This is a genomic window from Pseudomonas sp. ES3-33 (assembly GCF_000952175.1).
Classification (GTDB): Bacteria; Pseudomonadota; Gammaproteobacteria; order Pseudomonadales; family Pseudomonadaceae; genus Aquipseudomonas; species Aquipseudomonas gregormendelii.
Genome location: NZ_JZRI01000059.1, coordinates 93,326 through 115,743 on the forward strand (window position 1 = coordinate 93,326; position 22,418 = coordinate 115,743).

The 22,418-nt window shown below is 61.3% G+C and carries 20 protein-coding genes; 16 read left to right on the forward strand and 4 right to left on the reverse strand.

Translation table 11 applies throughout. The annotated features are described in order from the left end of the window. Positions 1 to 89: 89 nt before the first annotated feature. The 16 genes from mraZ (at position 90) to lpxC (ending at position 17,895) form a co-directional block, all read left to right on the forward strand. Positions 90 to 545: a division/cell wall cluster transcriptional repressor MraZ gene (gene mraZ, locus UB23_RS10660; protein ID WP_008147486.1), complete on the forward strand. Its 456-nt coding sequence runs from the start codon at positions 90 to 92 to the stop codon at positions 543 to 545. After that, positions 542 to 1,489: a 16S rRNA (cytosine(1402)-N(4))-methyltransferase RsmH gene (gene rsmH / locus UB23_RS10665; protein ID WP_045059282.1), complete on the forward strand. Its 948-nt coding sequence runs from the start codon at positions 542 to 544 to the stop codon at positions 1,487 to 1,489. Before mraZ ends, rsmH begins: the two co-directional genes overlap by 4 nt. Next, on the forward strand, positions 1,486 to 1,779 hold the full coding sequence (gene ftsL / locus UB23_RS10670; protein WP_045059283.1) for a cell division protein FtsL: 294 nt from the start codon (positions 1,486 to 1,488) through the stop codon (positions 1,777 to 1,779). Before rsmH ends, ftsL begins: the two co-directional genes overlap by 4 nt. Beyond that, positions 1,779 to 3,518 carry a peptidoglycan D,D-transpeptidase FtsI family protein gene (locus tag UB23_RS10675; protein ID WP_177328544.1) on the forward strand — a complete coding sequence of 580 codons (1,740 nt, stop codon included), beginning with the start codon at positions 1,779 to 1,781 and terminating at the stop codon, positions 3,516 to 3,518. The genes ftsL and UB23_RS10675 overlap by 1 nt, the downstream gene beginning before the upstream one ends. Continuing rightward, positions 3,518 to 4,981, forward strand: a complete 1,464-nt coding sequence (locus UB23_RS10680; RefSeq protein WP_045059285.1) for a UDP-N-acetylmuramoyl-L-alanyl-D-glutamate--2,6-diaminopimelate ligase — start codon at positions 3,518 to 3,520, stop codon at positions 4,979 to 4,981. The genes UB23_RS10675 and UB23_RS10680 overlap by 1 nt, the downstream gene beginning before the upstream one ends. Continuing rightward, positions 4,974 to 6,341: a UDP-N-acetylmuramoyl-tripeptide--D-alanyl-D-alanine ligase gene (locus tag UB23_RS10685; protein ID WP_045059286.1), complete on the forward strand. Its 1,368-nt coding sequence runs from the start codon at positions 4,974 to 4,976 to the stop codon at positions 6,339 to 6,341. Before UB23_RS10680 ends, UB23_RS10685 begins: the two co-directional genes overlap by 8 nt. After that, on the forward strand, positions 6,341 to 7,423 hold the full coding sequence (mraY, locus tag UB23_RS10690) for a phospho-N-acetylmuramoyl-pentapeptide-transferase (RefSeq protein WP_045059287.1): 1,083 nt from the start codon (positions 6,341 to 6,343) through the stop codon (positions 7,421 to 7,423). Before UB23_RS10685 ends, mraY begins: the two co-directional genes overlap by 1 nt. A 5-nt stretch (positions 7,424 to 7,428) precedes the next feature. Next, positions 7,429 to 8,775 carry a UDP-N-acetylmuramoyl-L-alanine--D-glutamate ligase gene (gene murD, locus UB23_RS10695; protein ID WP_045059288.1) on the forward strand — a complete coding sequence of 449 codons (1,347 nt, stop codon included), beginning with the start codon at positions 7,429 to 7,431 and terminating at the stop codon, positions 8,773 to 8,775. Continuing rightward, on the forward strand, positions 8,772 to 9,989 hold the full coding sequence (gene ftsW, locus UB23_RS10700) for a putative lipid II flippase FtsW (protein ID WP_045059289.1): 1,218 nt from the start codon (positions 8,772 to 8,774) through the stop codon (positions 9,987 to 9,989). The genes murD and ftsW overlap by 4 nt, the downstream gene beginning before the upstream one ends. After that, positions 9,979 to 11,049 carry an undecaprenyldiphospho-muramoylpentapeptide beta-N-acetylglucosaminyltransferase gene (gene murG / locus UB23_RS10705; RefSeq protein WP_045059290.1) on the forward strand — a complete coding sequence of 357 codons (1,071 nt, stop codon included), beginning with the start codon at positions 9,979 to 9,981 and terminating at the stop codon, positions 11,047 to 11,049. The genes ftsW and murG overlap by 11 nt, the downstream gene beginning before the upstream one ends. Then, on the forward strand, positions 11,042 to 12,502 hold the full coding sequence (gene murC / locus UB23_RS10710) for a UDP-N-acetylmuramate--L-alanine ligase (protein ID WP_045059291.1): 1,461 nt from the start codon (positions 11,042 to 11,044) through the stop codon (positions 12,500 to 12,502). Before murG ends, murC begins: the two co-directional genes overlap by 8 nt. Beyond that, positions 12,499 to 13,455, forward strand: coding sequence for a D-alanine--D-alanine ligase (locus tag UB23_RS10715; RefSeq protein WP_045059292.1), 957 nt, complete (start codon positions 12,499 to 12,501; stop codon positions 13,453 to 13,455). Before murC ends, UB23_RS10715 begins: the two co-directional genes overlap by 4 nt. 4 nt (positions 13,456 to 13,459) lie before the next feature. Continuing rightward, positions 13,460 to 14,329 carry a cell division protein FtsQ/DivIB gene (locus UB23_RS10720; RefSeq protein ID WP_045059293.1) on the forward strand — a complete coding sequence of 290 codons (870 nt, stop codon included), beginning with the start codon at positions 13,460 to 13,462 and terminating at the stop codon, positions 14,327 to 14,329. 15 nt (positions 14,330 to 14,344) lie between these two features. Next, positions 14,345 to 15,604, forward strand: coding sequence for a cell division protein FtsA (ftsA, locus tag UB23_RS10725; RefSeq protein ID WP_045059294.1), 1,260 nt, complete (start codon positions 14,345 to 14,347; stop codon positions 15,602 to 15,604). Between the two features lie 73 nt (positions 15,605 to 15,677). Continuing rightward, on the forward strand, positions 15,678 to 16,871 hold the full coding sequence (gene ftsZ, locus UB23_RS10730) for a cell division protein FtsZ (protein ID WP_045059295.1): 1,194 nt from the start codon (positions 15,678 to 15,680) through the stop codon (positions 16,869 to 16,871). 112 nt (positions 16,872 to 16,983) lie between these two features. Further along, complete coding sequence (lpxC, locus tag UB23_RS10735; protein ID WP_045059296.1) at positions 16,984 to 17,895, forward strand: UDP-3-O-acyl-N-acetylglucosamine deacetylase; 912 nt, start codon at positions 16,984 to 16,986, stop codon at positions 17,893 to 17,895. Positions 17,896 to 18,075: 180 nt separating this feature from the next. Here the strand turns inward: lpxC and UB23_RS10740 are convergent, their stop codons facing one another. The 4 genes from UB23_RS10740 to UB23_RS10755 form a co-directional block, all read right to left on the reverse strand. Next, on the reverse strand, positions 18,076 to 19,578 hold the full coding sequence (locus tag UB23_RS10740) for a sensor domain-containing diguanylate cyclase (RefSeq protein WP_045059310.1): 1,503 nt from the start codon (positions 19,576 to 19,578) through the stop codon (positions 18,076 to 18,078). Positions 19,579 to 19,870: 292 nt separating this feature from the next. Continuing rightward, positions 19,871 to 20,095, reverse strand: coding sequence for a hypothetical protein (locus UB23_RS10745; protein WP_045059297.1), 225 nt, complete (start codon positions 20,093 to 20,095; stop codon positions 19,871 to 19,873). Positions 20,096 to 20,383: 288 nt separating this feature from the next. After that, complete coding sequence (locus tag UB23_RS10750) at positions 20,384 to 21,748, reverse strand: heavy metal sensor histidine kinase (RefSeq protein ID WP_045059298.1); 1,365 nt, start codon at positions 21,746 to 21,748, stop codon at positions 20,384 to 20,386. Then, positions 21,738 to 22,415 (reverse strand): heavy metal response regulator transcription factor, encoded by a 678-nt coding sequence (locus UB23_RS10755; protein WP_045059299.1) that lies wholly within the window; start codon positions 22,413 to 22,415, stop codon positions 21,738 to 21,740. The genes UB23_RS10750 and UB23_RS10755 overlap by 11 nt, the downstream gene beginning before the upstream one ends. Between the last annotated feature and the right edge of the window lie 3 nt (positions 22,416 to 22,418).

Consider the following 22,418-nt stretch of genomic DNA (forward strand, 5'->3'; position numbering starts at 1 on the left):
GCGCATTCCTATAGTGTGCGCAAGTGGCGGAAAGTGGCATGAAGTGGGTTTTTTGAGCTCAAAACGCTAAAATTTGGAGAAACGCTGACGTGTTTCGCGGAGCTAACGCTATCAGTCTCGACGCAAAAGGCCGTCTCGCTATGCCGAGCCGGTATCGCGACGAGCTCGTTTCGCGTAGTTCCGGGCAGTTAATCGTCACGATCGATGCCGTTGATCCCTGTTTGTGTGTTTACCCCCTCGATGAGTGGGAAATTATTGAAACCAAATTGCGCGCACTGCCTTCGCTTCGCGAAGAAAACCGCCGCCTGCAACGTTTACTGATTGGTAACGCCGTCGACCTCGAGCTCGATGGCAGTGGTCGTTTTCTGGTTCCGCCGCGTTTGCGTGAATATGCCAAGTTGGATAAGCGCGCGATGTTGGTAGGCCAACTGAACAAGTTCCAATTATGGGACGAGGATGCCTGGGATGCGGTTTCTGCCGCTGACCTGGCTGCTATTCAACAACCGGGCGCCATGCCTGATGAACTGCGTGATTTAATTCTGTGACTATTGATAGCGGCTTCAACCACATCACCGTACTGCTTGACGAAGCCGTGGAGGCTCTCGCCGTACGTCCTGATGGCTGCTATCTGGACGGTACGTTCGGACGCGGCGGACACAGCCGTTTGATCCTCAGCCAGCTGGGGCCCGATGGCCGGTTGCTGGGATTCGACAAAGATCCTCAAGCGATTGCCACTGGGCAAACGCTGGCGGCCGAAGACGGCCGCTTTGTCGTTGTGCAGCGCAGCTTTGCCGAGCTGGGCTCGGAAGTGGCCGAGCGCGGGCTGGCCGGCAAGGTCAGCGGGATCCTGCTGGACCTCGGCGTGTCTTCCCCGCAGCTTGACGACCCTGAGCGCGGTTTCAGTTTCCTCAACGACGGCCCGTTGGACATGCGCATGGATCCTTCGCGAGGGATCAGCGCTGCCGAATTCGTCAACACCGCGCCGGTGGAAGAGATTGCCCGGGTGTTCAAGGAATACGGCGAAGAACGTTTTTCCGGACGCATGGCTCGAGCCGTCGCTGAGCGTCGCGATATCAAGCCATTCGAGCGCACCGGCGACCTGGCTGAAGTCCTGAAAGTCGCCAACCCGGCATGGGAGAAGGGCAAGAACCCGGCCACCCGTGCTTTCCAGGGCTTGCGTATCCACGTCAACAACGAGCTGGGCGACCTGGAAGCTGGCCTCGAAGCCGCCCTGGAGTGCCTGGAAATCGGCGGCCGCCTGGTAGTGATCAGCTTTCATTCCCTGGAAGACCGCATCGTCAAGCTCTTCATGCGCAAGCTGGTGAAAGGCGAAGCGGACAACCTGCCGCGCAACCTGCCGGTGCGGCATGTGGCCTTCGAGCCGAAAATCAAAGTCCATGGCAAAGCGCAGTCCGCCTCCGAGGCCGAACTCAAAGCCAACCCACGTTCCCGTAGCGCCGTCATGCGTGTCGCGGAGAAGTTGCGGTGAGCAAGCTTTTCGCCAAGCCACTTCCCGGCGGAAGCTTTTTCATGCTGCTGCTATTTGTCGGCGTGCTCGTGTCGGCTATCGGCGTGTCCTACAGTGCCCACTGGAACCGCCAGTTGCTGAACTCGCTGTACAACGAGTTGAGCGTGCGCGACAAGGCGCAGGCGGAGTGGGGGCGGCTGATTCTCGAGCAGAGTACCTGGACCGCACACAGCCGAATCGAAGTTCTGGCCTCCGAGCAACTGAAGATGCGCATTCCCGGCGCAGCTGAAGTGCAAATGGTGGCGCCATGATGAAACTCGAGGGCGCACTGTTCCCATGGCGGTTTCGCCTGGTACTGGGCTTGCTCGGCGTCATGGTCGCGGCGATCTGCTGGCGTATCATTGATCTGCAAATCGTTGATCGTGCGTTCCTTAAAGGCCAGGGCGATGCGCGCAGCGTTCGTCACATTCCCATTCCGGCTCACCGTGGTCTGATCACCGACCGTAACGGCGAGCCTTTGGCCGTCAGTACGCCGGTCACCACGCTGTGGGCCAACGCCAAGGAAATGCAACAGGCCAAAGAGAAGTGGCCAGCACTGGCAGCGGCTCTGGGCCAGGACCCGAAAGCCCTGAGCGAGCGTCTCGAAGCCCAGGCCAACAAGGAATTCATCTACCTGGTGCGTGGCCTGACCCCGGAGCAGGGGCAGTCGGTACTCGACCTGAAAGTACCCGGCGTCTATGGCATCGAAGAGTTCCGGCGTTTTTATCCTGCCGGTGAAGTCACCGCGCACATGGTCGGGTTCACCGATATCGACGACCACGGGCGCGAAGGAGTCGAGCTGGCCTATGACGAATGGCTCGCGGGTGTCCCGGGCAAGCGCCAGGTCATCAAGGACCGGCGCGGCCGACTGATCAAGGATGTACAGGTCACCAAAAACGCCAAGGCCGGCAAGCCCTTGGCGTTGTCCATTGACCTGCGCCTGCAATACCTGGCCAACCGCGAGCTGCGCAACGCAATCATCGAGAATGGCGCCAAGGCCGGCAGCCTGGTGATCATGGATGTGAAGACCGGCGAAATCCTCGCCATGGTCAACCAGCCAACATACAACCCGAACAACCGTCGCAACCTGCAGCCGGCGATGATGCGCAACCGCGCAATGATCGACGTGTTCGAGCCGGGTTCGACCATGAAAGCGATTTCCATGAGCGCCGCGATTGAATCCGGGCGCTGGAAACCGACCGATACCGTCGAGGTCTATCCAGGCACCTTGCAGATCGGTAAATACACCATCAAGGACGTATCCAAGTCCGAGGGCCCGGTACTCGATCTGACCGGCATCCTGATCAACTCCAGTAACGTCGGCATGAGCAAGATCGCCTTCGACATTGGCGGCGAAACCATTTTCCGCCTGGCGCAGAAAGTCGGCCTCGGCCAGGACACCGGCCTGGGATTCCCGGGCGAGCGCGTCGGCAACCTGCCGAACTACCGCGAATGGCGCAAGGCTGAAACCGCCACGTTGTCCTACGGCTACGGTATCTCCGTGACTGCGATCCAGTTGGTGCACGCGTTTTCGGCGCTGGCCAACAACGGTCGCCTGGCGCCACTGACGCTGATCAAGACCGACAAGGCCCCGCAGACCACCCAGGTATTGCCCGAGACAGTCGCGAAGACCATGCAGACCATGCTGCAACAAGTGATCGAAGCCCCGCGCGGCGTGTTCCGTGCCCAGGTCCCGGCTTATCACGTGGGTGGCAAGTCGGGTACCGCACGTAAAACCTCGGTTGGCACCAAAGGTTACGCCGAGAATTCCTACCGTTCGCTGTTCGCCGGCTTCGGCCCGATGAGCGACCCGCGTTACGCAATCGTTGTAGTCATCGATGAACCAAGCAAAGCCGGTTACTTCGGCGGCCTGGTATCGGCGCCAGTGTTCAGCAAAGTGATGTCCGGGACCTTGCGCCTGATGAACATCACTCCTGACAACCTGCCTCCGGTCCAGCAGGCCAATGCCACCCCGGCTGTTCCGCTGAAAGCCAATGGAGGGCGCGGCTGATGTCTCTAAGTCTGAACAAGATATTCGCCCACGCGGGTCGTGATCTGCTGATCCGCGAACTGACCCTTGATAGCCGCAATGTGCGGGCTGGCGACCTGTTCCTGGCCGTGCCTGGCGGCAAGTTCGACGGCCGTGCGCACATCGGCGATGCCTTGCAGCGCGGCGCCGCGGCCGTGGCCTATGAGGTTGAAGGCGCTACCGTGCTGCCGATCACTGACGTGCCGCTGATTCCGGTCAAGGGCCTGGCAGCGCAGCTGTCGGACATCGCCGGGCGATTTTATGGTGACCCGAGCCGCCACCTGAACCTGGTCGGCGTCACTGGCACCAACGGCAAGACCAGTGTTACCCAGCTGGTCGCGCAAGCCCTGGACCTGCTCGGTCAGCACTGCGGCATTGTTGGCACCCTGGGCAGCGGTTTCTACGGCGCCCTGGAAAGCGGCCTGCACACGACGCCGAACCCGATAGCCGTACAGGCGACCCTCGCCGACTTGAAGAAAGCCGGGGCCAAGGCCGTGGCCATGGAAGTGTCCTCCCACGGCCTGGATCAGGGGCGAGTGACGGCCTTGGCGTTCGACGTGGCAGTGATGACCAACCTGTCCCGCGATCACCTCGATTACCACGGCACCATGCAGGCTTACGGTGAAGCCAAGGCGAAGCTGTTTGCCTGGAATGACCTGAAATGCCGCGTGGTGAATCTCGACGACGAGTTCGGCCGCCAGCTGGCCGCTGACAAACGCGAGTCGCGACTGATCACCTATAGCCTCGAAGACGCCCGCGCCTACCTTTATTGCCGTGAAGCGCATTTCGACGACGAAGGCGTGCGCGCCACGCTGGTCACGCCTCAGGGCGAGCATCACTTGCGCAGCACATTGCTCGGCCGGTTTAACCTGAGCAACGTGTTGGCCGCAGTCGGCGCCTTGCTCGGCCTGGATTACGCGCTCGACGAAATTCTGAAAGTGCTGCCGAAACTCGAAGGCCCGGCCGGTCGCATGCAGCGCCTGGGCGGCGGCACTCAACCGTTGGTGGTGGTCGATTACGCCCACACACCGGATGCGTTGGAAAAAGTATTGATGGCCCTGCGCCCACACGCCAAAGGGCGCCTGTTGTGCCTGTTCGGCTGTGGCGGTGACCGTGATCGCGGCAAGCGTCCGCTGATGGCTGAAGTGGTGGAACGTCTGGCGGACGGCGTGCTGGTCACCGATGACAACCCGCGTACCGAAGACCCTTCGGTGATCTTCGACGACATTCGTGCCGGTTTCAGCGCTGTGGATAACGTGACCTTCGTTGCCGGTCGTGGCCAGGCGATTGCCCAGCTGATTGCCGGCGCCTCGGCCGATGACGTCATCGTGCTGGCGGGCAAAGGCCACGAGGACTATCAGGAAATCAACGGCGAACGTCAGCCGTTCTCCGACCTGGTCGAGGCCGATCGCGCCCTGACCGCATGGGAGGTGGCCCATGCTTGAAGCCTTGAAATTGAGCGAACTCACCGGCGCGCTGAACGCCCGCCTGGTCAGTGCCGATGCGAGCTTCAACGGCGTCAGCATCGACAGCCGCGCGATCCAGCCGGGCCAGCTGTTCGTGGCCCTGACCGGTCCGCGGTTTGACGGGCATGACTATCTCAATGACGTCGCCGCCAAAGGCGCAGTAGCGGCATTGGTCGAGCGTGAAATCGCCGACAGCCCGCTGGCGCAACTGGTGGTCAAAGACACCCGCCAGGCCCTCGGTCAACTGGGCGCGATCAACCGTGTCGCGTTCACCCAGCCCGTGGCGGCCATTACCGGTTCCAGCGGCAAGACCACGGTCAAGGAAATGCTTGCAAGCATCTTGCGCACCCGTGGTCCCGTGCTGGCCACCCGCGGCAACCTGAACAACGACCTGGGCGCCCCCCTGACCTTGCTCGAACTGGCGCCGGAACATACCGCTGCCGTAATCGAACTGGGTGCTTCGCGTCTCGGCGAAATTGCCTACACCGTTGCGATGACCAAGCCCCATGTCGCCGTGCTCAATAACGCCGGGACTGCCCACGTGGGTGAGTTTGGCGGGCCGGACAAAATCGTCGAGGCCAAGGGCGAGATTATCGAAGGGCTGGATGCCGACGGCGTCGCCGTGCTCAATCTAGATGACAAGGCTTTTGAAATCTGGAAGACCCGCGCAGCCGGTCGCAAAGTACTGACCTTTGCCCTGAGCAATGTCGCGGCCGACTTCTACGCCAGTGACCTGGATCGCGACGCTCGCGGCTGCCCGGCGTTCAACCTGCACAGTCCCGACGGTGTGGAGCGTGTTCAATTGAACCTGCTCGGCACCCATAACGTCGCCAATGCCATGGCTGCCGCAGCCGCTGCCCATGCGCTGGGTGTATCCCTGTTCGGCATTGCCACCGGCCTCGGCGCGGTGCAACCGGTCAAGGGTCGCACCGTTGCGCAGCTGGCCAGCAACGGCATGCGCGTCATCGATGACACTTACAACGCGAACCCCACCTCCATGTGCGCCGCCGTTGATATACTCGCCGGCTTTTCCGGCCGCACCGTCCTGGTGCTCGGGGATATCGGCGAGTTGGGTGACTGGGCGGAGCAGGGGCACCGCGACGTGGGCGAATACGCCCGCGGCAAAGTCAGCGCGCTTTACGCTGTTGGGCCAATGATGGCCCACGCCGTGACCGCGTTTGGCGAGCACGCCCGTCACTTCAGCACTCAGGCTGAACTGATCCAGGCCCTCGGCGCCGAGCAAGACACCAACACCACCATTTTGATCAAGGGCTCGCGCAGCGCTGCGATGGAAAACATCGTTGCCGCTTTGTGCGGGTCCAGTTTGGAGAAACATTAATGCTGCTGCTGCTAGCGGAGTACATGCAACAGTTCTACAAAGGCTTCGCGGTCTTCCAGTACCTGACCCTGCGCGGGATTCTCGGTGTGCTGACCGCGCTGGTCCTTTCGCTGTGCTATGGCCCGTGGATGATTCGTACCCTGCAGAAGCGTCAGATCGGCCAATCGGTTCGTAACGACGGTCCGCAATCGCACCTGTCCAAGTCGGGCACCCCGACCATGGGCGGCGCGCTGATCCTGTCTTCGATCGGCGTCAGCACCTTGCTCTGGGCTGACCTGAGCAACCGCTACGTCTGGACCGTATTGCTGGTGACCCTGCTGTTCGGCGCGATCGGCTGGGTGGATGACTACCGCAAGGTGATCGAGAAAAACTCCCGTGGCCTGCCGAGCCGCTGGAAATACTTCTGGCAGTCGGTATTCGGCCTGGGCGCGGCGATCTTCCTGTTCATGACCGCCACCACGCCTGTGGAAACCACGCTGATCCTGCCGATGCTCAAGGACTACAGCATTCCATTGGGCGCGGGCTTCATTGTCCTGACCTACTTCGTCATCGTCGGCTCGAGCAATGCGGTCAACCTGACCGACGGTCTCGATGGCCTGGCGATCATGCCGACCGTGATGGTCGGTGGCGGGCTCGGGATCTTCTGCTATCTGTCGGGTAACGTGAAATTCGCCGAATACCTGCTGATTCCTTATGTGCCGGGTGCCGGTGAACTGATCGTATTCTGCGGCGCGCTGATCGGTGCGGGCCTGGGCTTCCTCTGGTTCAACACCTATCCGGCCCAAGTCTTCATGGGTGACGTCGGCGCGCTGGCGTTGGGCGCTGCCCTGGGCACCATCGCGGTCATCGTCCGTCAGGAAATCGTCCTGTTCATCATGGGCGGTGTGTTCGTGATGGAAACCCTGTCGGTGGTCATCCAGGTGGCCTCCTTCAAGTTGACCGGCCGCCGGGTGTTCCGCATGGCACCCATACACCACCATTTTGAACTCAAGGGCTGGCCCGAGCCGCGCGTGATCGTCCGATTCTGGATCATCACCGTGATTCTCGTACTGGTTGGCCTTGCCACCCTGAAGCTGAGGTAGAACGAGTGTCTCTGATCGCTTCTGACCACTTCCGCATCGTTGTCGGCCTCGGCAAGAGCGGCATGTCCCTGGTTCGCTTCCTGGCGAACCGGGGCACGTCGTTTGCTGTCGCCGACACGCGGGAAAATCCACCGGAACTGGCCACGCTCAAGCGTGACTATCCGCACGTGGAAGTGCGTTGTGGCGAGCTTGACGTCGAGTTCCTGTGCCGTGCCGACGAGCTCTACGTGAGCCCCGGCCTGGCGCTGGCGACCCCGGCCTTGCAGGCCGCCGCCGCCCGTGGGGTGAAATTGTCCGGTGACATCGAGCTGTTCGCGCGTAACGCGAAGGCACCGATAGTCGCCATCAGTGGTTCCAACGCGAAAAGCACCGTCACCACCCTCGTCGGCGAGATGGCCGCAGCGGCCGGCAAGCGCGTGGCGGTCGGCGGGAACCTGGGCACGCCGGCGCTGGACCTGCTCGCCGACGACGTCGAGCTGTATGTCATGGAACTGTCGAGCTTCCAGCTGGAAACCACCGACAATCTCGGCGCTGAAGTGGCGACCGTGCTCAACGTCAGCGAAGACCACATGGACCGCTACAGCGGCCTGCCGGCCTATCACCTGGCCAAGCCCCGGATCTTCCGCGGCGCCCGCCAGTTCGTGGTCAACCGCCAGGATGCCCTGAGCCGTCCGCTGATGGGCGAAGGCCAGCCATGCTGGACCTTCGGCCTGAGCAAACCTGATTTCAAGGCATTCGGTATCCGCGAAGAAGACGGCGAGAAGTACCTGGCCTTCGAATTTCAAAACCTGATGCCGGTGCGCGAGTTGAAGATTCGCGGTGCCCACAATCAATCCAACGCCCTGGCGGCATTGGCGCTGGGGCACGCCGTGGGCCTGCCGTTCGACGCCATGCTGTCGAGCCTGCACACCTTCGCCGGCCTTGAACACCGATGCCAATGGGTCCGCGACCTGGATGGCGTGGGCTACTACAACGACTCCAAGGCCACCAACGTAGGCGCCGCACTGGCAGCCATCGAAGGCCTGGGCGCCGATATCGACGGCAAGGTCGTGCTGATCGCCGGTGGCGACGGCAAGGGTGCAGAATTCACCGACTTGCGCGATCCGGTGGCAGCCAACTGCCGTGCCGTGATCCTGATGGGCCGTGACTCCGACAAGATCGGTGCAGCCATTGGCGACCGTGTGCCGCTGATCCGCGTCGGCTCCCTGGTCGAGGCGGTGGAACAATGCCGCGCCGCCGCCCATCCAGGTGACGTGGTGCTGCTGTCGCCGGCCTGCGCCAGTTTCGACATGTTCAAGAATTACGAAGACCGTGGTCACCAGTTCGTCCGCGCTGTGGAGGATCTGGCATGAGCCTGCTTAATATCATCAAGCCGTACCCGTCGCCGATCATTACCGGGCGCGGCATCGATCTCGACTTCCCGATGCTCGCCGGGTGCCTGGCATTGCTGGGCCTGGGCCTGGTGATGATTGCCTCGGCGTCGACCGAAGTCGCTGCCGTACAGTCGGGCAGCGCCCTCTATTACATGATCCGCCACCTGATCTATGTGGTGCTGGGCCTGGGCGCCTGCATCGTCACCATGATGATCCCGATCGCCACCTGGCAGCGCCTGGGCTGGCTGATGCTGATTGGCGCGTTCGGCTTGCTGGTGATGGTGATCATTCCCGGCATTGGCCGTGAAGTGAACGGTTCGATGCGCTGGATCGGCTTCAGCTTCTTCAACGTGCAGCCTTCCGAAATCGCCAAGGTGTTCGTGGTGATCTACCTCGCTGGCTACCTGGTGCGGCGCCAGAAAGAAGTACGTGAAAGCTGGATGGGCTTTTTCAAACCGTTCATCGTGCTGTTGCCGATGGCCGGCCTGTTGCTGATGGAACCGGACTTCGGTGCCACCGTCGTGATGATGGGTGCCGCTGCGGCCATGCTGTTTCTCGGCGGGGTCGGGTTGTTCCGCTTCCTGCTGATGGTGCTGCTGGCAGTCGGCGCAGTCGTGCTGCTGATCCAGATGCAGCCTTACCGGATGGCGCGTCTGACCAACTTTGCCGACCCATGGGCTGACCAGTTTGGCGCCGGCTACCAGCTGTCCCAGGCGTTGATCGCTTTCGGTCGCGGCGAGTGGCTGGGCGTTGGCCTGGGCAACAGCGTGCAAAAGCAGTTTTACCTGCCGGAAGCCCACACCGACTTCGTGTTCTCGGTCCTGGCCGAAGAGCTGGGTGCGGTAGGTTCGCTGTTCACGGTTGCGCTGTTTGCCTTCGTCTGTGTGCGCGGGATGTACATCGGTTATTGGGCGGAAAAAGCCAAGCAGTTCTTTGCCGCCTACATCGCCTATGGCCTGTCGTTCCTGTGGATCGGTCAATTCCTGATCAACATCGGCGTGAACGTCGGCCTGTTGCCAACCAAGGGCCTGACCCTGCCGTTCCTCAGCTATGGCGGCAGCTCGCTGGTGATCTGCTGTGCGTGCCTGGGCCTGCTGCTGCGCATCGAATGGGAGAGTCGAACCCATCTTGGCAGCGAAGAGATGGAATTTCAGGAAAGCGACTTCGCCGAGGAGCCGACCCATGGGCGCTAACGTGCTGATCATGGCGGGCGGCACCGGTGGCCACGTGTTCCCGGCGCTGGCCTGTGCACGCGAGTTCCAGGCCCGCGGTTATACCGTGCACTGGCTCGGCACCCCGCGTGGCATCGAGAACGAACTGGTACCGATGGCCGGTATCGAGCTGCACCGCATCAATGCCAGTGGTCTGCGTGGCAAGGGCAAGTTGTCGCTGCTCAAGGCTCCGATCATGTTGCTCAAGTCGGTCTGGCAGGCGCGGGCGATCATTCGCCAGCTGCAGCCGGTCTGCGTGGTCGGCTTTGGTGGCTATGTGACCGGTCCTGGTGGTGTTGCTGCCAAACTGGCCGGTGTGCCAGTGATCGTTCACGAGCAGAACGCGGTGGCCGGTACCGCCAATCGGTTGCTGGTGCCGTTGGCCGCCCGGGTGTGTGAAGCCTTCCCCGACACCTTTACCCTGTCGGACAGCCGCCGTACCACTGGCAACCCGGTGCGTACCGAACTGTTCCTCGAAACACCGCGTTCGGCCCTGGCCGGTCGCAAAGCGCGTTTGCTGATCCTGGGCGGAAGCCTGGGCGCAGAGCCATTGAACAAGTTGCTGCCTGAAGCCCTGGCCCAAGTCGCTGCCGACCTGCGCCCGGAAGTGTTCCATCAGGCTGGCAAAAACCACGATCAAGTGACTGCAGAGCGCTACCGCGCTGCCGGCGTCGAGGCGCAGGTGCAGCCTTTCATCAAAGACATGGCCCAAGCCTATGGCTGGGCCGACCTGGTGGTGTGCCGCGCAGGCGCGCTGACCATCAGTGAACTGGCTGCCGCCGGTCTGCCCTCGATGCTGGTGCCTTTGCCCCATGCCATAGACGATCACCAGACCCGCAACGCCGATTATTTGGCCCGTGAAGGCGCTGCCTTCCTGATGCCACAAAGAACGACCGGCGCTGCGGATCTTGCCGCACGCCTGACAGAGGTCCTGATGCAACCGCAACGACTCAATGACATGGCCACCGCAGCCCGCCGCCTGGCCAAACCAGATGCTACCCGTAACGTTGTCGATACCTGCCTGGAGGTGGCCCATGGTTGAGAATCAGAAAGCCATGCCTCATCCGGAGATGCGCCGCATCCGTCGCATCCACTTCGTCGGTATCGGCGGCGTTGGCATGTGCGGCATTGCCGAAGTGTTGTTGAACCTGGGTTATGAAGTGTCCGGTTCCGACCTGAAGGCATCGCCGGTGACCGAGCGCCTGGAATCCTTCGGTGCCCACATCTTTATCGGCCACCGCGCCGAGAACGCCGCGACGGCCGATGTGCTGGTCACTTCGAGCGCCGTGAACACCTCCAACCCGGAAGTCGCCACCGCCCTGGAACGTCGTATCCCGGTGGTGCCGCGCGCCGAAATGCTGGCTGAATTGATGCGCTACCGTCACGGCATTGCCGTCGCCGGTACCCATGGCAAAACCACCACCACCAGCCTGATCGCTTCGGTGTTCGCCGCAGGTGGCCTGGACCCGACGTTCGTCATCGGCGGTCGTCTGAATGCAGCAGGCACCAATGCCCAGCTCGGTACCAGCCGGTACCTGATCGCCGAGGCCGATGAAAGTGACGCCAGTTTCCTGCACTTGCAGCCGCTGGTGGCCGTGGTCACCAACATCGACGCCGATCACATGGCGACCTACGACGGCGACTTCAACAAGCTGAAGAAGACCTTCGTCGAGTTCCTTCACAACCTGCCGTTCTACGGTCTGGCGGTAGTGTGCCTGGACGATCCGGTGGTGCGCGAAATCCTTCCACTGGTCAAGCGTCCGACCGTCACCTACGGCTTCGGCGATGACTGCGACGTGCGCGCAATCAATGTGCGCCAGCAGGGCATGCAGACCTTCTTCACCGTGCTACGCCCTGAGCGCGAGCCGCTGGATGTCTCGGTGAACATGCCGGGCAATCACAACGTATTGAACGCCCTGGCGACCATCTGCATCGCCACCGACGAAGGCGTCAGTGACGAGGCCATCGTCCAGGGCCTGTCGGGGTTCCAGGGTGTCGGCCGACGCTTCCAGGTTTACGGCGAACTGCCGGTAGACGGCGGCAACGTGATGCTGGTGGATGACTACGGCCACCACCCGACCGAAGTCGCCGCCGTGATCAAGGCCGTGCGCGGTGGCTGGCCGGAGCGCCGTCTGGTGATGGTCTACCAGCCGCACCGCTACAGCCGCACCCGCGACCTGTACGACGATTTCGTCAATGTACTGGCCGACGCCAACGTGCTGCTGCTGATGGAAGTCTATCCGGCCGGTGAGGAACCTATCCCGGGCGCCGACAGCCGCAAGCTGTGCAACAGCATCCGCCAGCGTGGTCAGCTCGACCCGATCTACATCGAGCGCGGCGTTGACCTTGCACCGATCGTCAAGCCACTGCTGCGTGCCGGCGACATCCTGCTGTGCCAGGGCGCGGGTGATATCGGTGGCCTCGCCCCGAAACTGTTGAACAGTCCGTTATTCGTTGGCGCCGTTGCTGCGCCGAGCGTGGGGAAGTTGAAATGACCGCTGCATACGCCAACCTCTTTTCCACCATCGCGCCGAAAGACTTCGGTCGGGTGGCCGTGCTGTTCGGTGGCCGGAGCGCCGAGCGCGAGGTTTCCCTGAAATCGGGTAACGCCGTGCTCGAGGCGCTGCAAAGCGCCGGAGTGGATGCGTTTGGTCTCGACGTGGGCGACGATCTGTTGCAACGCCTGCTGAGCGAAAAGATCGACCGCGCCTTCATCATTCTCCACGGTCGTGGCGGTGAAGACGGCAGCATGCAGGGCCTGCTCGAATGCCTGGGCATCCCGTACACCGGCAGTGGCATCCTCGCGTCGGCGCTGGCCATGGACAAGTTGCGCACCAAGCAGGTCTGGCACAGCCTCGGCATTCCGACGCCACGCCACGCCGTGCTGTGCTGCGAGGCCGATTGTATTTCTGCAGCGACGGAACTGGGCTTCCCTTTGATCGTCAAACCGGCCCATGAAGGTTCAAGTATCGGCATGGCCAAAGTGACTTCCACGTCCGAGTTGATCGACGCCTGGAAAGCGGCCAGTACCTACGATTCGCAAGTGTTGGTCGAGCAATGGATTCAAGGTCCGGAGTTCACCATCGCCACCCTGCGTGACCAGGTGTTGCCTCCGATTGCCCTGGGCACACCGCACAGCTTCTACGACTACGACGCCAAGTACGTGGCCTCCGATACCCAGTACCGGATCCCGTGCGGGCTCGACAGCAACAAAGAGAAAGAATTGATCGACCTCACGGCGAAAGCCTGTGAGGCGCTGGGTATCGCCGGTTGGGGCAGGGCAGACGTGATGCAGGACGCCGATGGGCAGTTCTGGTTTCTCGAAGTCAATACCGCGCCGGGCATGACCGATCACAGCCTGGTGCCGATGGCGGCCCGTGCAGCCGGTCTGGATTTCCAGCAACTGGTTCTGGCCATTTTGGCCGCCAGCCTAGAGCCGCGAGGTTAAGACCATGCAAGGCGCCCAGCTGAGACATCAGCCTCCCGCACCGCCCGGCCGCAAGCCGGTGCCGCGGGGTGCAAGCCGAATGGTGGCCAAAGAGCCGATGTCCGCGCGCCTGCCGAAAGCCAACTTCGGTTTTCTCAAAGCCCTGTTCTGGCCAGTGCTGCTAGTCGCCCTGGGTTTCGGTACTTACGAAGGTGCGCAGCGTTTGCTGCCTTACGCTGACCGGCCGATTAGCAAGATCGCGGTACAAGGCGACCTGAGCTACATCAGCCAGCAAGCAGTGCAGCAGCGGATCGCCCCTTTTGTGGCGGCGAGCTTCTTCACCATCGACCTGGCGAGCATGCGTACCGAACTGGAGCAAATGCCCTGGATCGCCCACGCCGAAGTGCGGCGGGTATGGCCGGACCAGGTTGTGATTCGCCTGGAAGAGCAGCTGCCGGTGGCCCGTTGGGGCGATGAGTCGTTGCTTAACAACCAGGGCCAGGCGTTCACCCCGCGTGAGCTGGCGAACTACGAACACCTGCCACAGCTGTTCGGTCCACAACGGGCCCAGCAGCAGGTGATGCAGCAGTACCAGGTGCTGAGCCAGATGCTCAGGCCGTTGGGCTTCTCGATTGCACGGCTGGAACTGCGTGAACGCGGCAGCTGGTTCCTGACCACCGGAGCCGGCAGTGCAGGCCCAGGCATCGAGTTGCTGCTGGGACGCGGCAACCTGTTGGAAAAGATGCGCCGTTTTATCGCCATCTATGACAAGACGCTTAAAGAACAGATTACGAACATTGCGCGCATCGATCTGCGCTACGCCAACGGCCTCGCTGTTGGCTGGCGGGAACCTGCAGCGCCCACGACAGCCCAACCCGCTGTCGCGAAGAATTAAGAAGAGGCAGGACCCATGGCAAACGTGCAAAGCGGCAAAATGATCGTCGGTCTGGATATCGGCACTTCCAAGGTGGTGGCGCTGGTCGGCGAGGTCGCGGACGATGGCACGCTGGAAATCGTCGGGATCGGTACGCACCCTTCCCGTGGCCTGAAAAAAGGCGTGGTGGTGAACATCGAGTCCACCGTGCAATCGATCCAGCGCGCAATCGAAGAAGCGCAGCTGATGGCCGGTTGCCGGATCCACTCGGCGTTCGTCGGCGTGGCGGGTAATCACATCCGCAGCCTGAACTCCCACGGCATCGTGGCGATTCGTGATCGCGAAGTCAGCTCCGCCGACCTCGAGCGCGTTCTTGACGCTGCCCAGGCCGTGGCGATCCCGGCTGACCAGCGTGTGCTGCACACCCTGCCTCAGGACTACGTGATCGATAACCAGGAAGGCGTACGTGAGCCCCTGGGTATGTCCGGCGTCCGTCTGGAAGCCAAGGTCCACGTGGTCACCTGCGCCGTCAACGCTGCTCAGAACATCGAGAAGTGCGTGCGTCGCTGCGGCCTGGAAATCGACGACATCATTCTCGAGCAACTGGCTTCGGCCTATTCGGTCCTGACCGACGACGAGAAAGAGCTGGGCGTGTGCCTGGTCGACATTGGCGGCGGCACCACCGACATCGCCATCTTCACCGAAGGTGCGATCCGTCACACCGCAGTGATCCCGATTGCGGGCGACCAGGTGACCAACGACATCGCCATGGCGTTGCGCACACCGACCCAGTACGCCGAAGAAATCAAGATCCGCTACGCCTGCGCCCTGGCCAAGCTGGCCGGTGCTGGCGAGACCATCAAGGTGCCAAGCGTTGGCGACCGGCCACCGCGCGAGCTGTCCCGCCAGGCCCTGGCCGAAGTGGTCGAGCCGCGTTACGACGAACTCTTCACCCTGATCCAGGCCGAGCTGCGTCGCAGCGGTTACGAAGACCTGATCCCGGCCGGCATCGTGCTGACCGGTGGCACCTCGAAAATGGAAGGCGCGGTCGAACTGGCCGAGGAAATTTTCCACATGCCGGTCCGCCTGGGCGTGCCGCATGGCGTCAAGGGCCTGGATGACGTGGTGCGCAACCCGATCTATTCCACTGGCGTTGGCCTGTTGATGTACGGCCTGCAGAAGCAGTCTGACGGGATTTCGTTCTCGGGCATCAGCAGCCGCGACGGCTATAGCAATGAAGAAGCCAAACCTGCCTTGCTCGATCGAATCAAGAGCTGGGTACAAGGCAACTTCTAAAGAATTACGCAGCACCGCACGACCGCAACAAACGCAGTAGGCGAAAAAACTAGAGAATGTAAGGAGAGGGAAAATGTTCGAACTCGTAGACAACATCCCCGCAAGCCCGGTTATTAAAGTTATCGGTGTTGGCGGAGGCGGCGGCAACGCTGTCAACCATATGGCCAAGAGCAACATTGAAGGCGTCGAATTCATTTGCGCTAACACTGATGCCCAAGCGCTGAAAAGCGTCGGCGCGCGGACCATCCTGCAATTGGGCACAGCCGTGACCAAGGGCCTCGGCGCTGGCGCCAATCCGGAAGTTGGCCGTCAAGCCGCGCTGGAAGACCGCGAGCGTATTGCTGAAGTGCTGCAAGGCACCAACATGTTGTTCATCACCACCGGCATGGGCGGCGGTACCGGTACCGGTGCGGCCCCGATCATTGCCGAAGTGGCCAAGGAAATGGGGATTCTGACGGTTGCTGTCGTGACCCGTCCGTTCCCTTTCGAAGGCCGCAAGCGCATGCAGATCGCCGACGAAGGTATCCGTCTGCTGTCTGAAAGCGTCGACTCGTTGATCACCATCCCCAACGAGAAGCTGCTGACCATCCTCGGCAAGGACGCAAGCCTGTTGTCGGCTTTCGCCAAGGCTGACGATGTACTGGCGGGTGCCGTTCGCGGTATCTCCGACATCATCAAGCGTCCCGGCATGATCAACGTCGACTTTGCCGACGTACGTACCGTGATGAGCGAAATGGGCATGGCGATGATGGGCACTGGCTGCGCCAGCGGTCCGAACCGTGCACGCGAGGCCACCGAAGCGGCCATTCGCAACCCGTTGCTGGAAGACGTGAACCTGCAAGGTGCACGCGGCATCCTGGTGAACATCACCGCCGGTCCTGACCTGTCCCTGGGTGAGTACTCCGACGTGGGTAGCATCATCGAAGCCTTCGCTTCCGAGCACGCCATGGTCAAGGTCGGTACCGTTATCGATCCGGACATGCGCGACGAGCTGCACGTGACTGTAGTAGCGACCGGCCTGGGCGCGAAAATCGAGAAGCCGGTGAAGGTCATCGACAACACCATGCACACCTCCGTGACCTCGCAGCCACAGCAACACGCGCCCGCTCGTCAGGAAGCTCCTGCCGTGAACTACCGTGATCTGGACCGTCCGACCGTCATGCGCAACCAGGCCCAGGCCGGTGCAGCGACTGCCGCGAAGATGAATCCGCAAGATGACCTGGACTACCTGGACATCCCGGCCTTCCTGCGTCGTCAGGCCGATTGATGGAATGTATCAGGGCTATGAAGGTGATTGGTGTTCAGCAAAGGTCTGGTCTGCTATTATCGCCAGCCTTTGTTGATACCAGTTCGCAATTTGCGCTGAAGCGGCCCAAGCCATGATTAAACAACGCACACTGAAAAATATTATCCGTGCCACAGGTGTAGGCCTGCACTCCGGGGAGAAGGTATACCTGACCCTCAAGCCCGCACCTATCGACACCGGCATTGTGTTTTGTCGTGCCGATCTCGACCCTGTGGTGCAGATTCCTGCCCGCGCGGAAAACGTTGGTGAAACCACGATGTCGACCACGCTGGTCAGTGGTGACACCAAAGTGGATACGGTGGAGCACTTGCTCTCGGCCATGGCTGGCCTGGGCATCGATAACGCCTACGTCGAGCTCTCCGCGTCCGAAGTTCCAATCATGGATGGTAGCGCTGGACCTTTCGTATTCCTGATTCAGTCGGCTGGCCTGGAAGAACAGGACGCCGCCAAGAAATTCATCCGCATCCTGCGTGAAGTGACAGTGGAAGATGGCGACAAGCGCGCCACTTTCGTCCCTTTCGAAGGGTTCAAGGTGAGTTTCGAGATCGATTTCGATCACCCGGTTTTCCGTGACCGCACACAAAGTGCAAGCGTGGATTTTTCCAGCACTTCGTTTGTAAAAGAAGTCAGCCGCGCCCGTACCTTTGGTTTCATGAGTGATATCGAGTACCTGCGCAAGCACAACCTCGCACTCGGCGGCAGCGTTGAAAACGCTATTGTGGTCGACGCGGATGGCGTACTGAACGAAGACGGCCTTCGCTATGAAGACGAATTCGTGAAGCACAAGATCCTCGATGCTATTGGTGACCTCTACCTGCTGGGCAATAGCCTGATAGGTGAGTTCAAGGGCTTCAAGTCCGGGCATGCATTGAACAACCAGCTGCTGCGCAAGTTGATTGAGCAGACAGATGCTTGGGAAGTCGTGACTTTCGAAGACGCCAGCACTGCACCGATCTCTTACATGCGTCCAGTTGCGGCCGTGTAAGTAAAAACCTCTCTAGTTTTTAAGGGCTGCCTTCGGGTGGCCTTTTTTTATGGCTCTTAACAAACATTTCGTTGCTTGATCCGGCGTCATCGCGAGCAGGCTCGCTCACACAATTAAACCGCGTCCTTCCCTGTGGGCGCGAGCCTGCTCGCGATGAGGCCTGACGGGGCAGCGAAACCATCAACTGCCTGCCACTACCCGATTGCGCCCCTGCTCCTTGGCCTGATACAGCGCCTTGTCCGCTGCAAACAGCAGTTGCTCCAGGGTCACATCCGTCTGGGTAGTCCAGGTGCTGATACCGATACTGACGGTCATGGGTAGCTCGTCTCCCTCCGTCGTCGGCAACTGTTGCACCGCCATCCGGATCTTTTCGGCAATCTGCCGGGCACCCGTGCTGTCAGTTTCCGCCAGGATCACCGAAAACTCCTCGCCACCGTAGCGCGCCACCAGGTCCGCAGGACGCCGTACATTGGCCGCGATTACCTTGGCGATCGTGCGCAAGGCCTCGTCACCGCCTTGATGCCCATGACGGTCATTGAAGGCCTTGAAGTGATCGGCGTCGATCATCAGCACCGACAGCGGCTGGCCTGAGCGTTGTGCGCGAAACCATTCGTGGCGCAGGGTCAGGTCAAGGATCCGGCGGTTGGCGACCCCGGTCAGGGAATCGGTGGCGGCCAGTTGCGCCAGTTCCTGCTCGGCTTGATGGCGCAAACGCAGTTCCCGACACAGCAACCAGCTAAGCCACAGCAAGCCAATGCACAGCACGCCCGTAGCCCCGCTGATCACCAGCGCCGTGCGCCGCCAGGCGGCAAACACGTCGTTGCCGGACAGCGCGACGATGACCGTCAGCGGCAGATTACCAACCCGGGAAAAGGTATAGAGGCGTTGCCGGCCATCGATACTCGAAACGCTCTCGAAGCTGCCACTGCCTTCGCGCAGGATGCGCACGACATTGGGGCGGGTGGCGAAGCTCTTGCCGATCGAGTCATGCTCCAGGTAGGGCTTTTGCGCCAGGAGGATGCCTGCGTCATCGATGATGTTCAGCGTGCTGTCGCTGCCGATGTACAGGCTGTTGAACAGCTGGTCGAAGTAGGTCAGGCGCATTGATGCCACGGCTACCCCCAGGAACTCCCCGGTCGACGAGGCAATACGACGGCTGAAGCTGATTCGCCATTCATTGCTGTCCTCGCAATCGCAGCGGGGCTTGAACGGGCGACTGATGTACATGCCGCTGCCGGTGTTGGTGACGTGGGCCTGAAAGTAGTCGCGGTCGGCGAAATTTCCTGGCCGGGGCTCGATCAGGGATGAGTCGGCGAGGACCTCGCCATGCTTGTCGAGTAGCAGGATGTCGCCTTTGAATCGGGCCGTGGTGGAGCGGTCGAACAGCACCAGGTGGCGGATCTGCGGTGAGACCTGGCGCAGGTCGTCCCGTTGCGCGGCAGCGATCAGGCCTTGCAGGGTCATGTCGTAGAGCTCGACGGTGCGCAACACGTCGGCATCGATGAGTTGCGCAATGGTGGTTGCGCTGCGGGTGGCGGTCTCCTTCGCTCCGGCATGTTCGCGGATCAGCAGGAAGGTGACGATGCCGAGAATCGCGATGACCGTCAGGGTGCTGCCGAGGATCACCATGAGTTCAGGTCGACCGGTCTTGCCTGAAACTTGAGGGAGGCGACTGGCGGTCATGGGCATGAGGTCTGCGTGAACTTCGGTTAAGGCATGTTTGTAGGAGCGAGCTTGCTCGCGAAGAACGTCGAGGCATCGCGTTGATCCAGACAGCCTGCGTTATCGTTAACGTTTTTCGCGAGCGAGCTCGCTCCTACAGAGTTAAGCAGGTAGTGGACCGTTTTGCCTATCGTTGCACTTATTGCAAGAATTGGCAGGCGAAAAAAAGCCGCTGGTAGCAGCGGCTTGAAGACAACTTTTCAAAGGGAAGAGCCGATGAAAAGTGTCGAGGGAAATAGAATTCTGCAGCGGGTCAGCTGTCTTTCCCGGCCTCGGGCTGGGCGTGGAGCGTCGATGCTTGCGGGGTCTGGCCAGCGTCCTGAGCCTTGGCCGTCATCTCACCCTGATAGGCTTCGAACGCCGCAGCGCGTTCAGCGTTGCGGGTGGCGAAGGTCAGGGACTCTTCAGCCATGGCGAGTGGGGAAAGGAACAATGAGGACAAAACGAAAGCGCTGGCAATACCCATGGAGTTGGACATCTTTAAAACCTTCTTGCTTGGCAAGTGCTGTTTGGTGGCGCAAAGATAAGGCTGAACGGGGAGGGGAAAAAGAGTGGATTCGTGAAAGGACTGTTGCGTATTTGGCAAAAATAGGCCGTTGCTTGGCGTGTGCCTGTTACCGCCGGAGTGCGGGGGCCCGCATCGCGAGCAGGCTCGCTCCCACAATTGATTTCAAAGTGTTGGGGAAAATCCCGGTGGGAGTGCCCCTGCTCGCGATTGCGGCGGGTCAGGCCGTATATTTTCAGCGGGAAGAACCCAGCTGGCGTATCAGATGGGCAGGTGAATCCCGAACGTATTCACGCCCTCATCACTGCGCGCAAACACATCCCCGCCATGCATCAGGGCAATGGCCTTGACGATCGCCAGCCCCAAGCCATGGTTGTTCCCGCTGTTGCTGCGCGAAGCATCAACCCGGTAGAAGCGCTCGAACAGGCGCGGAAGGTGCTCGCTGGCGATCGGCGCGCCCGGGTTGGCCACGCCAATGCTGACCTGATGAGCCTGGGCTTCGATGCGCACAAGGATCACCTGCCCGGGCTCCGTGTGCTGCACGGCATTACTCAACAAGTTGATGAGCGCCCGGCGCAGGTGTGCGATCTCGATTCGCACCTGCGCGTCGCCGCTGACCTGGACCTCAACCTGAGCGTCCTCGAGGATGAAATCCAGGTACTCCAGGGTGGTCGCCACTTCACCCGCCAGTGAGGTCGAAGTCAGTTTGGTGGCCTTGCTGCCCTGGTCGGCACTGGCCAGGAACAACATGTCGTTGATGATCGAGCGCAGTCGCTCCAGTTCCTCGAGGTTCGATTGCAGCACTTCGAAGTAATGTTCCGCCGACCTTCCGCGAGTCAGCGCGACCTGGGTCTGGCCGATCAGGTTGGTCAGTGGCGAGCGCAATTCATGCGCCACGTCGGCATTGAAGGACTCAAGGCGTGAGTAGGCCTGCTCGACCCGCTCCAGCGTCGAATTGAATGAGCTGACGAACTGGTTCAGCTCCGGCGGCAGCGGCGACAGTTGCAACCGGCCGGATAGAAGTGGCGGCGCCAGGCGTTGGGCTTCCTGGGATAATTTGATCAGGGGTTTGAGGCCGATGCGTGCCACCCAATAGCCAAGCGCAGAAGCCAGCAGCACGCCAACGATCGCCAGGCTGATCAGCGCGATCAGCAAGTGGTGCTGCGTCTGGAAAAAGGTTTCGGTGTCGATGCCGATCATGAAGCGCAGCGCGGGACGCTGGTCCTTGGCGGGAAACTGACTGACCAACACCTTGAGTGGATAAGGCTGGTCCGGCAGCTTCAGGTCGCGCATGCCCAGGGGACCTTGGGCAAAGGCGCGGATCCGGGGCGTGAGCTCGCCGTATTCATAGTGGGGATCGCCGCTGATGATCCAGAAGCGTATGCGCTTGTCTTCCTCGCCCAGCAGCTTGAGCTTGTTGTTGATCTTCACCCAGTGCTCGGGCGTGCCGTAACGTCCGACGGTGGATTCGAGCACGCTGTAGCGCGCATCCAGTTCGGCTTCGGGCAGCAGGCCCAGGCCCTTGTCGACCTGCTGGTACAAGGCCCCGCCAATCAACAGGAACACCAGCAACGCCACCAGCGTGAACATGCCACTGAGGCGCAGGGCGATCGAGTTACTGGACACTACGGCTCTCCAGCACGTAGCCCATGCCGCGAATGGTGTGCAGCAATTTCTCGTCGAAAGGCCCGTCGAGTTTGGCGCGCAGACGCTTGATCGCGACCTCGACGACGTTCGCATCGCTGTCGAAATTAATGTCCCAGACCATCTCGGCGATCGCGGTCTTCGAGAGAATTTCACCTTGGCGACGGGCCAGTACGCTCAGCAGCGAGAACTCCTTGGCGGTCAGGTCCAGGCGGGTTCCGGCACGGGTCGCCTTGCGGCTGATCAGGTCGATCCACAAGTCGGCGATGCTCACCTGCACGGGTTCATGTCCGCCACTGCGGCGGGTCAGCGCTTGCAGGCGCGCGACCAGTTCGAGGAAGGAGAACGGCTTGCCCAGGTAGTCGTCGGCACCATCGCGCAAGCCCTTGATGCGGTCTTCGACTCGCTCGCGGGCGGTCAGCATGATCACCGGGGTTTGCTTGCGCGCACGCAGCGCCCGCAGGACGCCAAAGCCGTCGAGGCCCGGCAGCATGACGTCGAGGACGATTACCGCATAGTCACTTTCCAGCGCCATGTGCAGGCCTTCCACGCCGTCGCGCGCCAGGTCCACGGTGTAGCCTTGTTCCGTCAGGCCGCGGTGCAGGTAGTCTGCGGTTTTTTCTTCGTCTTCGATAATCAGGACGCGCATGAC